11 protein-coding genes are annotated in these 15825 nt (G+C 39.8%); 5 read left to right on the forward strand and 6 right to left on the reverse strand.

Annotation, left to right across the window (positions count from 1 at the left end; translation table 11 throughout):
* Window positions 1-53: 53 nt before the first annotated feature.
* The 6 genes from leuS to lptB all read right to left on the reverse strand — a co-directional run bounded on the left by leuS (window position 54) and on the right by lptB (window position 7927).
* Complete coding sequence (gene leuS / locus ACFO3G_RS08360; protein ID WP_380079858.1) at window positions 54-2840, reverse strand: leucine--tRNA ligase; 2787 nt, start codon at window positions 2838-2840, stop codon at window positions 54-56.
* Between the two features lie 339 nt (window positions 2841-3179).
* Window positions 3180-3518 carry a translation initiation factor gene (locus tag ACFO3G_RS08365; RefSeq protein ID WP_380079839.1) on the reverse strand — a complete coding sequence of 113 codons (339 nt, stop codon included), beginning with the start codon at window positions 3516-3518 and terminating at the stop codon, window positions 3180-3182.
* A 20-nt stretch (window positions 3519-3538) separates the two neighbouring features.
* Window positions 3539-5239 carry a nucleoside kinase gene (locus tag ACFO3G_RS08370; RefSeq protein WP_380079840.1) on the reverse strand — a complete coding sequence of 567 codons (1701 nt, stop codon included), beginning with the start codon at window positions 5237-5239 and terminating at the stop codon, window positions 3539-3541.
* Between the two features lie 780 nt (window positions 5240-6019).
* The gene (locus ACFO3G_RS08375; RefSeq protein ID WP_380079842.1) at window positions 6020-6265 is read right to left on the reverse strand and encodes a hypothetical protein; all 246 of its coding nucleotides are present in this window, start codon (window positions 6263-6265) and stop codon (window positions 6020-6022) included.
* Window positions 6266-6381: 116 nt separating this feature from the next.
* Complete coding sequence (locus ACFO3G_RS08380) at window positions 6382-7110, reverse strand: lysophospholipid acyltransferase family protein (protein ID WP_380079844.1); 729 nt, start codon at window positions 7108-7110, stop codon at window positions 6382-6384.
* Between the two features lie 31 nt (window positions 7111-7141).
* The gene (gene lptB, locus ACFO3G_RS08385) at window positions 7142-7927 is read right to left on the reverse strand and encodes an LPS export ABC transporter ATP-binding protein (RefSeq protein WP_380079860.1); all 786 of its coding nucleotides are present in this window, start codon (window positions 7925-7927) and stop codon (window positions 7142-7144) included.
* Window positions 7928-8200: 273 nt separating this feature from the next.
* On the opposite strand from lptB, the gene ACFO3G_RS08390 reads away from it, so the two are divergent.
* From ACFO3G_RS08390 to ACFO3G_RS08410, 5 genes are all read left to right on the forward strand, one after another.
* On the forward strand, window positions 8201-8947 hold the full coding sequence (locus tag ACFO3G_RS08390) for an MlaE family ABC transporter permease (protein ID WP_380079846.1): 747 nt from the start codon (window positions 8201-8203) through the stop codon (window positions 8945-8947).
* Between the two features lie 7 nt (window positions 8948-8954).
* Window positions 8955-9683, forward strand: a complete 729-nt coding sequence (locus ACFO3G_RS08395) for an ABC transporter ATP-binding protein (RefSeq protein ID WP_380079849.1) — start codon at window positions 8955-8957, stop codon at window positions 9681-9683.
* Between the two features lie 454 nt (window positions 9684-10137).
* Entirely contained in the window at window positions 10138-12897 is a 2760-nt protein-coding gene (locus ACFO3G_RS08400) for a carboxypeptidase regulatory-like domain-containing protein (RefSeq protein ID WP_380079851.1), read from the forward strand.
* 12 nt (window positions 12898-12909) lie between these two features.
* Window positions 12910-13716 carry a DUF5689 domain-containing protein gene (locus ACFO3G_RS08405; protein WP_380079854.1) on the forward strand — a complete coding sequence of 269 codons (807 nt, stop codon included), beginning with the start codon at window positions 12910-12912 and terminating at the stop codon, window positions 13714-13716.
* A 33-nt stretch (window positions 13717-13749) separates the two neighbouring features.
* Window positions 13750-15513 (forward strand): DUF5689 domain-containing protein, encoded by a 1764-nt coding sequence (locus ACFO3G_RS08410; RefSeq protein ID WP_380079856.1) that lies wholly within the window; start codon window positions 13750-13752, stop codon window positions 15511-15513.
* Window positions 15514-15825: the final 312 nt, after the last annotated feature.

Below are 15825 nucleotides of genomic sequence, written 5' to 3' on the forward strand. Positions count from 1 at the left end.
TTTTTGTCATCTATCGTGACAGTGACAATATCTCATTTGTCATTAGCTGTGGATCAGATTACGATATTGATAATTTTACCTGGTACGACAATGACCTTCTTGGGAGTTTTGCCTTCCATCCATTTGGCTGCATTCTCGTGATTAAGAGCAACTTTTTCTATTTCAGATTTGTCCATGTCGGCAGGAAGCTCAATGTTGAATCTTACTTTTCCATTAAAACTGACAGGATATCTTACACTCTTTTCAATCAACTTGTTTGGATCGTATTCCGGCCATTCAGCCAAGATGATAGATTCGGGATCATTTTCATCTCTCAATTCTTGCCAGAGAATCTCCGTAATGTGTGGGGCAAAAGGTGAGAGTAGTACGAGAAGTGTTTTTAGAATCTCTTTGGATGTACACTTTGATTTGGTCAAATCATTGACCATAATCATAAATCCGGGTACACAAGTGTTGAAGGAGAAGCTTTCGATCTCTTCACCAATCTTCTTGATGAGCTTGTGAAGTTGCTTAACCTCTTCGTCTTTGGCCTTGCTATTGGTTACCTTAAGTCCATTGTCATCCTTATAAAGAGCCCAGAATTTCTTGAGGAATCTGAATACACCATCTATACCATTGGTATCCCATGGCTTGCTTTGCTCCAAAGGCCCAAGGAACATTTCATAAAGGCGGAGCGTGTCAGCACCATAGTTGGCAATGATGTCATCCGGATTAACGACATTAAACATGGATTTTGACATCTTCTCTACAGCCCATCCACATATGTATTTGCCATCTTCCAAGATAAATTCGGCATCATTGAAATCAGGTCTCCACTTCCTAAACGCTTCTGTGTCTAAGACGTCGTTGTGCACAATATTGATGTCAACATGGATAGGACTTACCTCATATTGGTCTTTGAGATTGTGGCTTACAAAAGTATTGGTGTCTTTGACTCTGTATACAAAGTTGGATCTACCTTGGATCATGCCTTGGTTGACCAACTTGGCGAAGGGTTCGCTTTCACAAATCAAGCCAAGGTCGTATAAGAACTTGTTCCAGAAGCGACTATAAATCAAGTGTCCGGTAGCATGTTCGGTACCACCAACATAGAGGTCTACCTGCTTCCAATAGGCGTTCTTGTCTTTCGCTACCAAAGCCTTGTCATTGTGAGGATCCATATATCTCAAATAATATGCACTACTTCCGGCAAATCCGGGCATTGTATTGAGTTCATAAGGATAACCTTCTGCTGTGCACCAATTTTCTGCTCTTCCCAATGGCGGCTCTCCACTTTCGGTGGGAAGGAATTTATCTATCGCCGGGAGTTTAAGCGGAAGTTGGTCATCTTCAAGTGTATATGGTATGCCATTTTTGTAATAGATTGGGAATGGCTCGCCCCAGTATCTTTGTCTGCTGAAGATGGCATCTCGGAGTCTGTAATTAACCTTTACTCGTCCAATACCTTTCTCTTTAGCTATATCTTTTGCTTTTTTGATGGCATCTTTGACCTCCAAACCATTTAAGAAGTCTGAATTGATCAATGTGCCCTCTTTGCTGTCTTTTGAATCTTCCCAATTAGCCGGATCAGACGGCTCTTCTCCGTGAGGTAGCACTACTTGTGTGATTGGTAGATCGAAATGTTTGGCAAAGGCAAAGTCTCTCGAATCATGCGCAGGCACAGCCATGATCGCACCTGTACCATATCCTGCAAGGACATAATCAGAAATCCAAATAGGAACTTCTTGTCCGGTGATTGGATTGATTGCATAAGCTCCCGTAAATACTCCGGAAACAGAACGGTCGGAGATGCGCTCTCTTTCTGTTCGACGTTTGGTTGCATCAAGGTAGACTTGCACCTTTTCTTGACAATCTTTCGTCGTTACTTTTTGTACAAGTTCACTTTCGGGTGCCAACACGACAAAGCTAACCCCAAAGATGGTGTCTATGCGAGTTGTAAATACGGTAAAGCTAAGGTCGCTTCCTTTTACCTTGAAATTGAGTTCTGCTCCTTCAGATTTTCCGATCCAATTTCTCTGAGTATCCTTCAAGGCCTCTGTCCATTGGATGTCATCAAGATCTTTGAGCAGCCTTTCTGCGTAGGCGGACACTCTGAGACACCATTGTCTCATTTTTCGTTGTTCGACAGGGAATCCCCCTCTTACACTTAGTCCTTCACTGACTTCATCATTTGCCAACACCGTACCCAATTTGGGACACCAATTGACCATGCTTTCGCCAAGGAACGCCAATCGATAATTCATCAATACATCTGATTGTTCCTTCTCGGACATCTTGTTCCATTCATCGCAGGAGAATTTCATCTCTTCGCCACATGCTGCATCGATGTTGTCGGTGCCATGCTTCTTGAAGTGCTCACACAAGTTTGCGATGGGCATAGCTTTATTGACTTTTTTGTCGTAATAATGCTCAAACAAACGAATAAATACCCATTGTGTCCAATGGTAGTATTTAGGATCTGCAGTTCTTATTTCTCGATCCCAATCGTAGCTAAAGCCTATTTTATCAAGCTGCTCTCTGTATCGAGCAATGTTTGTTTCGGTTGTAACTTCAGGGTGTTGTCCTGTTTGGATGGCATATTGCTCTGCCGGAAGTCCAAAAGCATCATATCCCATTGGGTGAAGTACATTAAAACCTTTTAGTCTTTTATAACGAGCAAAAATATCACTTGCTATATAACCTAAGGGGTGACCAACATGCAAGCCGGCACCGGAAGGATAGGGAAACATGTCCAACACGTAGTATGCTGGCTTACCCGGATCCTCGATAACCTTATACACTTTTTGCTTATGCCACAATTCTTTGGCACGAGCTTCGATCTCATTAAAATTGTACTCCATCATTGGATTATATTTATCTGATTCTATTATTGATTAGCAAAGTTACTGCTTTTAGTGCACCTATCAAGAATAATATGTATAAGAAGATATCGTTTTTTGTGTCAAAAAAACTATTTGGATCTATTCTTGGTTGATTGTCAGTGTTTTAGAAGTAATTCCCATAGGCTTGTAAGCTGTCTCGATTTATTCTTGCAACAGCCTTGATTTTAGATTTATTAGGTTGCTATCAGAATCTATTCTGAGTTTATGAAAAAAGAAGCCCAACCATAAAACATTCTATAATTCTATGATTGGGCTTCTTCTTAAAAACTATTTTATAAAGGTTTGATTCACATAATATTATATGATTCTTGTTTTTATATACCCCTCATTAACGAGTAATTCCTTGACTCTGCTTCGGTGATCTCCCTGTATCAGTATGATCCCTTCTTTGACAGTTCCTCCTACACCGCATCTTTGTTTGAGCATTTTGCCAAGGTTGGAGCAGTCTTCGTCCCTTCCAATAAACCCATCGATCAGGGTAACCTCTTTCCCTTTTCTTTGTTTCTTGTCAAGTTTGATTCGTAGATTTTGCTTTTCTTTTGGGAGTGTCTCTTCTTGTGGAGTATCTTCATATTCATACTCATGATCATTGTTGGTGCTGTAGACAATCCCAAGTCTGCTTTTCCAGTCGTTCATAAAGGATTCTTTTCTTACAATTAATAATGGAATGAACTTCCACCAAGGAATTCACGCAACAAAGATACGCTTGGTAATTCGCTTTTAGGAACAAATTTGAAATATGAAAGGAATTGCAACAGTCTTTGTGCTTCAGAAAATTCCGGTACAGCCTTTGGTACTTGTCTCAAAATATTCTCTGCTTGTTCTCTTAGAGCGGCAAATTCATAGACCATCGCACTATTGAACATTGCGTTGGCATTTTCTTGAAATGGGAAAACCCACTTTTCTTCGCCTTCTCTAACGGAGGGCCATCTTTTGATTGTTTCGGAAGCGGAGTAACCTCGATAGTTGTAATCTCTTACAATGCGTCTGAGCAATCTGTTGTCTGTGCTTGGGATGCGATTGTGTGAATCCAAAGCCACATTGGTCAGAGCACTGACATATATTTTGTATGTGGCAGCTTCCGGAATACTTGGAAGAAGATCGGGATTAAGTCCATGAATACCTTCAATTACAAGCAGATCACCGTCGTTGAGCTTTATCGTGTTTCCTCGATAAATTTTTTTGCCGGTTGTGAAATCATAGGTTGGAAGTTTTACCTCTTCACCGGCAAGTATCTGTTGAATTTGTTCCCCAAGTAGCTTTAAATCAATTGCTTTTATGTTCTCAAAATCATAGTCTCCAGATGGAGTCCTGGGCGTAAATTCTCTATCTATAAAATAGTCGTCAAGAGAAAGTCCGTGCGGATGAAGATAGTTGGTAATGAGCTGTACTTGAAGCCTTTTGCAGAATGTTGTTTTTCCACTGGAGGACGGACCGGATATAAGTACGACTCTTGTGCCTGAAGCATATCTTTTGGCAATGTCTTCCGCTATCTTGGCAATCTCTTTTTCCTGCATGGCTTCACTCACGTGAATCAGATCCGAAAGGCGTTCTCCTTCAATGATTTTGTTGAGGCTTCCTACATATTTGCAATTGGTCAGTGCAAGTAGCTTGTCATGTTTATGAATGACATCTTTCATCATCACTTGCGGTATAGGCTTCTGAAGTTCATCAAGCTTTTCCCTATTGGGCATTAGCATAAGAAGTCCATCTTCCATCCATGGAATGATATCAAAAAGATAGATATATCCGGTGCTTGGAGCAAGACCTCCATAAAAATAGTCGGGGTAACCATCTAACTCATAGTAAGATGTGTAAGGTTCGCCTTGGCCTTCGATAAGATCGGCTTTATCCGTCAACCCCAATTCTCTAAACATCTTTGCTACAGTTGCTGTTCGTTTGGTTTTGAGTTTGAATGGGATGTCCTTCTTTATTATTTCCCACATCTTAGACTTTATTCTGTCCAAATCGTTTTGTTCGATCATGTGAGTATAATCAATCCTGCAGAAGCAGCCTTTGCTGAGTGAATGTTTAATGTAGAAATGAGCTCCGGGCATCAATTCTTTGATTGCTTTGGCTGCAATAAAAGAAAGAGTGCGTTCGTATGTTCGCATACCCGTTTCTTCTTTTAAGCTAACAAAAGTAATGTCTACCGAATGGAAGCAGCGCCATGTGAGATCTTGAGTCCTGTTATCTACAAATGCTTTGATCGGTCTGAAACCCAGTTGTTTTTCCACAGCATCTGCAATGGTGCATAATTGGCATCCGGGCAATACTTCTACTTGTTCCTTTAGGTTTGTTACATACACTGTAAAAGGCTTTAATGGCTCTTTTATCTGATTTTCAATTTTGATCATGTTAAGTCTGTTTGATTTTATCTTTTTACATCGTAATATACCGAGCAGTCAATCAGTTGTTGACCTGTCTGACCCCAAAGACCTTATTAGACTGTGATGCAAGAGCAATTCTTCTATAGATTTGATGGGGTCGTATAAAACGGTAAATACGATATCCTTGTTAACTGCTACACAATGTACGAATAATAATTGAGCATAAATATATTGTAGGAAACTGTCATTATATCTTAACAGTTTTGTTTGGTTGCATTAGAAGATGAAGATTTATTTTGGAGTATTTGATACCGATAAATCAGTATTTTTATTGAATATATTCTGATTGTATTATGTAATAATTTGCTGTTTATTTGGTTCTATTATATAAAAAGCGTTAATCTATTTACTCCCGTTTTTAGACTCAGAGCAGCCCTTTATGACTTCTGAAATAGGCTCATTCTCCACAAAATCGAAAAGCGATAGTACGAAACCGTACTATCTGAATGTTAATATATGTATAGGCTTCTTTTTATGGACAAATTGGCGGCTTAAAAATGGGCTTCAGGCTGCTTTTTTTGTAAGGTCGCGCGACTTACAATCCATTCTCGCGCTACCTTGAACCTAACCTCGCGCGAGGTTGCACCTGAAGTAGCGCGACTTCGCATGTCAAGGTCGCGCGAGATCAGATCGAAAGTCGCGCGAGAATGGATTGCTTCTTGCGCGAGCTTATTTGTTAAAATAGCGCATAAAAAAGCCCGTTTCGTACTATAAAACGGGCGAAGTCGGTAAGAAGGTCGAGTAACCCTAACCCTCTAATTTGAGATTTTGAAGTTGAATAAGTGTTGTTTGAGCCACTTTTTGAGTACAAGGTAAGGCAACAGTATTTAACAAATAAAGTCCTCTCATTCTGAGCTTCACAGCCCTGCGAGAAAGACAACTGTCCAGATAGATTTGTTTCTCGGAGATAAGACATATCTTACCTGCTTGAAAGAATAATCTTCCAAGTAAAATGATCATCAAAAGTAGGGTAAGTAGTATGCTTATCTTCATGGTTCTTTTCCTTTAACTATGACCAAGATACTAAAAAGAACGCTCTTTAGCAATTACAATCCTTTCATCTTAGGATGTTCTAATCTCTTTTGAGGATCAAATGGTTTTGAATAATATTATTCGGGTAGTGCAGAGGCGACTCTGTTTTTTGCCTCTTCAGTCGCTTTAATTAGAGACATTGGTTTCTCTCCGAAGTCTGATACCTTCAACTCCGGGTGGATAGTCATATATAGTTTGTGTGGGTGAGGGAAAAGACTTCCAATCCGAAGCACTTTGTATGAGCCTTCTATTGTGACGGGCAGGATAGGTACATCGAGCTTGTCTGCCATGACAATGGCCCCCTTCTTAAACCGTCCCATTTTGCCATCTTTAGTCCTGCTACCTTCCGGGAATATGAATATGGATGATTTGTTTTCCAGTACCTTTTCGGCACTTTCCATTGTCCTATGTATCGAGTTGGGATTTTTGTCATCCACAAATATAAATCCGGCTGATTTGCAAGCCATACCAACAAATGGTATTTTTCTGATACCGGCCTTCATAACCCATCTAAATCGAATGCCCAGGTATCCGTACATCATAAAGATGTCATATGCTCCTTGGTGGTTGGCAACAACTACATAATTGCTCTCTTTTCGGATGTTTTCTTTCCCTTTTATGATTAGTCTGCATCCCGAAAGAAATAGTGCCGATCTTGACCAAATCATTCCCGGGTAGTAACTAAAAATGTTTTTTCCTCCAAGAGCACAACCGATCACTGTGGTCAATGCTGTAATGATGGTTATGATTGCAAAAATTGGGAACCCAATGAGAATAAAATAAACAAGGTATAAGGCGCGAAGCATAACAATCAGATTTGGTTGGTAAGTTTCTAAATTATTCTATAAATGATTTCCTTTTTAACTCAAAGTCTTTTCCAAGATACTTTTCTCTCACAACTTCATTGGCAGCCAATTCTTCTGCTGTCCCCTGGAAAAGCACCTTTCCTTCAAACAGTAGATATGCACGATCGGTAATGCTCAATGTTTCATTAACGTTGTGGTCTGTTATCAAAATGCCAATGTTTTTCTTCTTTAGATTGGCAACAATATATTGGATATCTTGTACTGCAATGGGGTCTACGCCGGCAAATGGCTCGTCTAACATTATAAACTTAGGATTAATGGCCAGACATCTGGCAATTTCAGCCCTTCTCCTTTCCCCTCCTGACAGACGGTCTCCTTTGTTTTTCCTAACCTTTGTAAGATGAAATTCAGCGATAAGGTTTTCAAGTTTCTCAAGTTGTTCTTCTTCTGTCATCTTGGTCATCTCAAGAACAGATTTGATATTGTCTTCCACAGACATTTTTCTGAAGATAGATGCCTCTTGAGCCAGATAACCTATTCCTGCGCGAGCTCTTTTGTAAACCGGATAATCTGTGATGTTGACATCGTTAAGGAAGATGCGACCTTCGTTGGGCATAACCAACCCTACCGTCATATAGAAAGTGGTGGTCTTACCTGCACCATTTGGTCCCAGAAGACCCACAATTTCTCCTTGTTTGAGTTCAATAGATACATGATTGACGACCGTGCGCGACTTATACTTTTTAACGAGATTGTCAGTCCTTAGAGACATAGGTCCATCCAAAGAGGCAGCCTTTTCTTGATCAGAAAGAGTCATATCCTCTTGAGAAGTTATGATTTGTTCCTCTTCGCAGGGAACTTCGATATCTTTTTTTTCTTCAAGATCATTCATCTTAATAAGAAATAATAATTGCTTGTAAAATTTATTTTTTCCTCCTCGTTCAGCCCTTAGTCTGCATTAGAAATACGAAATAATAGGCCTTCCGGAAAGTTAACCCCTTAATATGAGTCATTTTCTTATTGTCATATTGTACCATAAACTTAATAAAAAGTACTCCGACGGCACAAATATAGTGCTATCTTTGCGTCTATGAGCAATAAAATGATTCATAATGTTGGCGAGTATACCATATTGTTGGGACGTACGTTCGCCTGGCCTAAAAGGTGGAATATGTTTTTTAGGTCTCTTTCGAGAGAGGTCTACAAGCTCGGCGTGGATTCGGTTTTGATCGTGCTAATTATATCGTTTTTTATCGGTACTGTTATCACGATCCAGTTGTCTTTAAACATGACTAATCCGTTGATCCCTCGTTTTACTATTGGTTATTCGACAAGAGAGATTATTCTATTGGAGTTTTCATCATCCATTATGTGTTTGATTTTGGCCGGCAAGGTTGGCTCAAACATTGCTTCTGAGTTGGGAACGATGCGGGTAACGGAGCAGATTGACGCCATGGAGATCATGGGTATTAATTCTGCCAACTTCTTGATCCTTCCCAAGATTGTCGGACTGATGCTCTTTATCCCTGTTTTATCTGTATTTAGCATGGCAATAGGGATTGGCGGTGGTTATATAGCCTGCAACCTTGTTCCTAATCTGTCGTATTCGGATTTTGAGTTTGGTTTGCAGTTGTTTTTCCAGCCATATTATGTCTTTTACTCCATAATAAAGTCAGTTGTTTATGCCTTTATTATCAGTTCTGTTGCCAGCTACTATGGTTATTCGGTCAAGGGAGGAGCTTTGGAGGTTGGAACGGCTTCTACCAAGGCTGTTGTTTCGACCAGTGTTTTGATCTTATTATTTGATTTGTTGCTGACCAATTTGTTGTTAGCTTGACACTACAATGATAGAAGTTAAAAATTTAATCAAGTCCTTTCCGGACAAAGATGTTCTTAAGAATATCTCAGCAAAGTTTGAGACGGCAAAAGCCAATCTGATTATTGGCCGAAGCGGAGCCGGCAAGACTGTGCTGCTTAAGTGCATGATTGGCCTTATGCAACCCACCAGTGGCTCCATATTGTATGATGGGCGGGATTTGACAAAAATGTCCAAGCATGAGCTTCTCCAGTTAAGAAGTGAATTGGGAATGCTTTTTCAAGGTTCTGCTTTGTTTGATAGTATGAGCGTTTTGGAGAATGTTCTTTTCCCTATGGATATGTTTTCTAACGCTTCAAAGGCCGAACGTATTGACAAAGCAGAAGGTTTGCTTGAGCGTGTCGGGCTAATTGATGCCAAAAAGAAGTTCCCTTCCGAAATATCGGGTGGAATGATGAAGCGTGCGGCGATAGCTCGTGCACTGGCTTTGGATCCTAAGTATTTATTTTGTGATGAGCCTAACTCCGGGCTTGATCCCAAAACCTCACTTACAATTGACGAACTTATCTATGGCTTAACCAAAGAACTCGGTATAACGACAGTTATTAATACGCACGACATGAACTCAGTCAGAAATATTGGCGATCACATTATCTTCATTCGCAAGGGGATAAAAGAATGGGAAGGCACCAATAAGGAGATAAGCGAAGGGCCCGAAACTTTGCAGCACTTTATCAATGCCACATTGAACTTATGAGAAGTGATTGTGACAAGTTTGGCAATTGTATTTATATATAGATATATAGAAGAGGTTGTTTGATGACTTTTAGGTTTGACAATCTTGTTGAGGCTCGAAAAGATGGCAAATTCAAAAGCTGTTTCGAGTTGATATAAGTTTAAGATTGAAGCTGTCTGTATTGTTTGATTCACTTAAAAACTTTTTTGCCGGATGTATTGATGAAGACCGGCTGTTTGTTTCAATTTGCCTTCAAGGTAGTTGGAAACACCTTTTCAAACAAATACAGAGTTTGTCTTGTTATGAGTTGATTTTGTTGTCTTGTAGACAGTGATTGCGGACAAAGTGTTTTTATTTGTCACCTTCTGTTTTATTATCTTGTAATCAAGGGAATAGTGAAATAAAGACTTATCTTTGTCGTCCTTATTTAAGGTAGTCGTATGGATACGATAATTATTAGAATGAATTAATAAATATGAAGAAGCTAATTATGATGCTCAGCTTGTGCTGTTTAACCCTTATCGGGATGCATGCACAAGAGATTTCATCTAAGGGCCGTGTTGTAGATGCTTCTGATGGCAGTGTAATTAAGGATGCACAGCTTGAAGTAAGAGCCTATCGCACTTCCCCGACAGTTTTCAAGGTCGATTCAGATGGAAAATACCTATTCAAAGGGTTAAAAAACAAGCTTTATACCGTTACTGTGACAGCGCCCGGGTATGAAGCGAGACAGTTTGAATGGAATGGTCAGACAAAAGATCTCAGTATTCTTAAGTTAAATTCCTTGTCAAGTTCTAATTTCCGAAACATGGCAATGAATGATTTGTTTATAGAGGATCTTGCTACAATTGGAGACAATGAAGTGCAAGAGACTTCCCCATTACTTATGGCTTCACGAGATCCTTATACCAATGCCGCTTCGTATGTGTTTAGTCCGATGAGGTTTCGTACTCGTGGCTATGACTCTCCTTACCAAATGCAGTATCTCAATGGCTTGCAAATGAACGACCTAAATACAGGATACTCTGTATGGTCTCTATGGGGTGGTCTGAATGATGCTGTTAGAAATCAAGTTGTAACACTCAATTCCGAACCCGGAGAATATTCTTTTGGTAGTATTGGTGGGGCAACAAATATCGATACGAGAGCTTCTGCAATCAGAAGTGGTAGCAAGTTTAGCTATTCGATGAGCAACCGTACCTATACTAATAGGCTGATGTTTACGCATTCATCCGGAATGCTTCCAAGCGGATGGGCCTATGCCTTCTCCGTTTCAGGCCGTTTTGGATCCGGTAACATGTCTTATGTCAGAGGTCAGTTTTATCAGGCTTTTGGTTTGTATGCCGGTATCGAAAAGAAAATAAGGAATCATGACCTTTCTTTTACCGCTATCATGTCACCTACCAGCAGAGGTGTTGCAAGTGGATCTACACAAGAGGTATATGATTTGGTGGGATCACATTATTATAATCCTAATATAGGTCGTCAGCATGGCGATTGGAGAAATGCAAGAGTTAGGAATAATTTTGAACCGATCTTGACTCTTAATTATAATTGGAATATTACACCGGACACGAAGTTGAGCTTAAATACCGGATATCGTTTTGGATATAATGCCTATTCAGCACTTAACTGGTCCAATGCTCAAGATCCAAGACCGGATTATTACAGATACCTTCCCTCTTATTATACTTACTTAAGTGAAACTCCCGATTATGCAATAGCTGATTATGTAGCTATGCTTTGGCAGACAGATCCAAATGTAAGGTATATTGATTGGGATAGAATTTATAATATCAATAGAGAGAACGAACAAACAATTTATGGTGAAGATGGAAAAGTATTGGCTCAAGGTAAAAAGTCAGAATACATCTTGGAAGATCGTCGTACGGACCAACGTCAGTGGAATGCCTCAGCTATCATAAATTCGCAATTGAGCGATATCTTCAGAGTTGATGGAGGAGTTGATGTCAGAATCAACAGAACTGCCAATTTTAACAAGTTGAAAGATTTGCTTGGTGGTGACTATTACTACGATATAGACAAATTTGCAGAAAACGAATTTGGCGACCCGGCATCTTCTCAGTTGGACCTTAATCATCCCAATCATATTGCCAAAGAGGGAGACAAAATAGGTCACAATTATTATTCTCATATTCAGACAGCCAAAGCTTGGGGCGTCTTGTCCATGAACTTCCATAATAAGGTACAAGCTTATGTCGGAGGTGAAGCAGCATTCACAAGAATGTACAGGGAAGGTCTTCAAATGAGAGGGTTATTCCCAAACAACTCTTATGGCAATTCGGATAAGCTCAACTTTACCGATTGGGGTGTAAAGGTGGGTGCCACTTATCAAATCAATGGACATCATTATTTGTCTGTTCACGGTACAGTAATGACTCAAGCTCCTTTCTTTAGGAATGTGTTTGTTTCTCCAAGGACCCGTAATAGTCATGTTGATGATCCCAAAAGTGAAATGATCTATTCTGCAGATGCAGATTATCAGATTCGTATGCCTTTCTTAAAAGGTCGTATCAGTGGTTTTTATACAAGGATCAATGACCGAATGAGAAACATGAGTTTCTATGACGATGGTTATCGTACATTCTCAAACTATGTGCTTAGTGGTATTGATGAACAAAACGTTGGTGTAGAGGTTGGTCTTGAAGCAAAACTTAGCCCATCTTGGACAGCCAATGGAGTGTTTACCTATGGCCATTACACCTATGTAAGCAATCCTAAGTTTGTACAGACTGTGGACAACTCTGATAAAGTACAGGCAAGAGAACGTGTTTACTGGAAGGGCTTCAACACCGCCGGTACTCCTCAAACAGGTGCCTCCATTGGATTGCAATACAATTCTCCTCATTATTGGTTTGCAGGAGTCAATGCCAATTATTTTGGTAGAAGCTTTATCGATATGAACCCGCTAAGACGTACTGATTTGGCTCGCGAACAACTTGCTCCCGAATATGTCTCAAGAGAGAGATTCAATGATGGTTTCACTGTGGATGCATTTGCCGGGTATTCGTACCGCATTAAGTCGGGTATGTATCTTCGAATAAACCTCTCTGCAAGCAATATCTTGAACAACAAAAATCTTAAGAGTGGTGGATTCGAACAGCTTCGTATCAGAAGAAGCAAGGATGGAAATACTATGACACGACCATTTGACTCGAAGTATTTCTACATGTATGGAACAACCTTCTTCCTTAACTGTTCTCTTCAATTCTAAAAAGCCAGCTTTATGAAACATTATATAATCAATATTGTATCGGCATTGGCTGTGATGGCTGTGGTCTCCTCTTGTTACAAAGAGGCTCCATGTCCGGAAACAATCAATCATGCTGTAGAAATCAATGCTAATACCACAGTTGCTCAATTGAAGGCAATGTACAAAGAGGGTGGTAATGAGATCTTCCAGAATATCATTGTAAAAGCTCAGGTTGCTTCTGACGATAAGGAGGGTAATCTCTACAAAACGATGAGCATAGAAGACTCTACCGGAGGAATCGAGGTGAAAGCCGGTATGGGTAATCTCAATTTGCTTTATAAACAAGGTAGTACGGTCTATGTAAAATGTCAAGGTCTTAAACTTGGCAAGTATGCAGGCAATGTAACTTTGGGTTATAAGTCCGCTGATGAGAAATACGAAACAGGATTTATTCCGGACCTTATGATACCTAAGGTAATTGTATCGGGTCCGAATGGAACAATCACTCCACATGAACTGACCATATCCCAATTAACATCTCGATATGCCAATACGCTTGTCAAGATCAAAAATGTACAGTTTGTAGAAAATGAGCTTGGCATGACTTGGGCTGATGCTCAAAATAAGCAGAAGGTCAATGCTGTCAATAGAACGTTGATAGATAGAGAAGGAAATACTGTCATTGTCCGAACAAGCAGCTATGCTAAGTTTGCAAGCCGAAAACTTCCGGAAGGAAATGGAGATGCAGTAGCCCTTTTGACATTTTTCAATGGTACACCACAATTGGTTGTAATGACACCTTCTGACTTTCATTTCGATGGTAAGCGATTTGATCGTTGATAATAGTATAATTTGAAATAAAACATAATAGATATGAATCAAAAGAATTTATCTTGGAGCTGGATGTTGCAGCTTCTTATCACATCAGCTCTCCTTGTCTTTGCTACCTCATGTAAGGATGATGACGATAAATATGAAGGCCCTCAGGTTGCCGTAGAGTCTTCCGAAACAGACAATACTTTTATTGTAGGTACTGAGGGTGGCGAGCGTCAGCTAAGTCTTAAAACTAATCGTGCCTGGTATACAGAAAAGGATGGAGATTGGTTTACTCTCACTCCCGAGAAGGGTGAAGAAGGCAATGTGACAATAAAGGTCATTGTCAAAGAGAATACCGGTGACGCACGTATGGGTGGTTTTAAGATTACTGCAAGCGGTAAATCTTTTTATTACACAATCCTCCAAAAAAGTAGCGATGGCAAGGATGTCAAGTTCAGCACCTTGGCTGAGGTACAGGAGATGGCTCAAGATGCCGGAAAAGATGGTAAGGTTATCGACCAGGATATTTTTATTAAGTGTATCATTGTTACAAGTTATAAGGGACGCAATTTAGGCCCGTTCCAAAACTTCAACTACGCTATGGATGCATATAACAACGGCATCGTGATTACACAGGGTAAGGAGGAGCAGCCATACGAATATGGTGATCAGATTACTGCAAATATCAAGGGTTGCAAGGTAAGCAATTATGCTGCGACTATTCAAGTTGAATTGCCAAGAGAAAAAGCAGCTGTCGTATCGGGGCAGAAAGTCGAGCCTATCCCTGCAACTATCAAAGATGTGGCAGAAGGAAAGTATAAGATGGTCCTTGTGAGAATCCCTAAGGCTCAGTTCGTAAAGTATCAAGATCAAAAGATGTATGATGGTACATTCTTTATGAAGTCTCATGAATTGCAAGATCCGGAAGGAAACACATGCTCACTTGAGGTTCTTAAGGGAGCTGCGTTTAAGGATAAAGATGTACCTCAAGGAAGTGGTGAAATTGTTGCAATCGCAGCTATCTACCGAAAGGATGAAAACTCACCTATGAAGTACGCCCTTAAGCCAAGTCTTTTTGAAGATATTAAGTTTACTGGAGACCGTTTTGAAGTAAATGGTCAGAATCCTACTCCGGATCCTAATCCCAATCCCACTCCGGACCCGGAACCTGCAAAGGATGTTAAGCCATTGACATCGCTCTATGAACTTGGTCGTGGCTTGGAAGATGGCAAGTTCGTTACAATCAACGAATCATATAACGTTGAGGTTACAGTGACAGCCAATAACGATACTAAGCAACTTCCCGGAGATTTTATTTTTTATGTGCAAGATAAGGAGGGAAATGCTATTGCTATGACTCGTGCTCCAAAAGAAACTTGGACTTATTCTATCGGTGATAAACTTCTTATCAATGTCAATGGAGGATCTATCAAGAATTACAAAGGCACTTTACAGTTTTCTCCAAAGTCGGATAATATCAAGAAGCAAGGGGTTGCTCCTGTAAAGCCATTTGTTACAACAGTGGAGAAACTGGATGATACAATGATGAATAAACTCGTCAAGATTGAAGGAGTGCAAATAGATCCGACTCCACAAGCAGGAACCAAGTTGGATTCAGGTGAAAAGTATACTACTTGGAATCTTATATCAAAGAGTGGAGCCAAATGTTCTATCTCTATCAAGGGTGGTTGTACATTTGGAAATAATGAAGTGCCTACCGGAAGTGGAAGTGTTACCGGTATTTTGGGAAAGTTTGATGGTGCATTTCAACTAAAGCCGATAAAGGCGGATGATATAAGACTAACTGAACCTCGATTCTGATAAGGAATGACGAGAATCTATGATTTTGTAAATGCTTAAAGCATTTCTTTAATATTTAAAAGCCGTGTCTTCAAAAGAGGATACGGCTTTTATATTTCACTCCTATTCAAGATATAGTTACTCAAAAAGTTAGCATTATTTAATCAAATTCTTTTTTAAGTATTAAGCCAATAGTGTCCTAAACGTTCGATACTGTCCCGAAAAAGTGTGTAAGACTCAAGACTGTTATCTTTGAAAAAAACAAAATAAAACGATAAACCGTATGAATCTTACACGAGTACAAATTAAAGAAATTATTTCGAATTGTCTGTC

It is taken from the genome of Falsiporphyromonas endometrii (genome assembly GCF_042654485.1).
GTDB classification, from domain to species: domain Bacteria; phylum Bacteroidota; class Bacteroidia; order Bacteroidales; family Porphyromonadaceae; genus Porphyromonas; species Porphyromonas endometrii.

What these genes read in the sequence shown, in the direction of transcription:
- ACFO3G_RS08370 (WP_380079840.1), bottom strand. Translation starts at nt 5,239, where the DNA reads ATGATCAAAATTGAAAATCAGATAAAAGAGCCATTAAAGCCTTTTACA.
- ACFO3G_RS08405 (WP_380079854.1), top strand. Translation starts at nt 12,910, where the DNA reads ATGAAACATTATATAATCAATATTGTATCGGCATTGGCTGTGATGGCT.
- ACFO3G_RS08400 (WP_380079851.1), top strand. Translation starts at nt 10,138, where the DNA reads ATGAAGAAGCTAATTATGATGCTCAGCTTGTGCTGTTTAACCCTTATC.
- ACFO3G_RS08380 (WP_380079844.1), bottom strand. Translation starts at nt 7,110, where the DNA reads ATGCTTCGCGCCTTATACCTTGTTTATTTTATTCTCATTGGGTTCCCA.
- lptB (WP_380079860.1), bottom strand. Translation starts at nt 7,927, where the DNA reads ATGACTCTTTCTGATCAAGAAAAGGCTGCCTCTTTGGATGGACCTATG.
- ACFO3G_RS08375 (WP_380079842.1), bottom strand. Translation starts at nt 6,265, where the DNA reads ATGAAGATAAGCATACTACTTACCCTACTTTTGATGATCATTTTACTT.
- leuS (WP_380079858.1), bottom strand. Translation starts at nt 2,840, where the DNA reads ATGGAGTACAATTTTAATGAGATCGAAGCTCGTGCCAAAGAATTGTGG.
- ACFO3G_RS08365 (WP_380079839.1), bottom strand. Translation starts at nt 3,518, where the DNA reads ATGAACGACTGGAAAAGCAGACTTGGGATTGTCTACAGCACCAACAAT.
- ACFO3G_RS08395 (WP_380079849.1), top strand. Translation starts at nt 8,955, where the DNA reads ATGATAGAAGTTAAAAATTTAATCAAGTCCTTTCCGGACAAAGATGTT.
- ACFO3G_RS08410 (WP_380079856.1), top strand. Translation starts at nt 13,750, where the DNA reads ATGAATCAAAAGAATTTATCTTGGAGCTGGATGTTGCAGCTTCTTATC.
- ACFO3G_RS08390 (WP_380079846.1), top strand. Translation starts at nt 8,201, where the DNA reads ATGAGCAATAAAATGATTCATAATGTTGGCGAGTATACCATATTGTTG.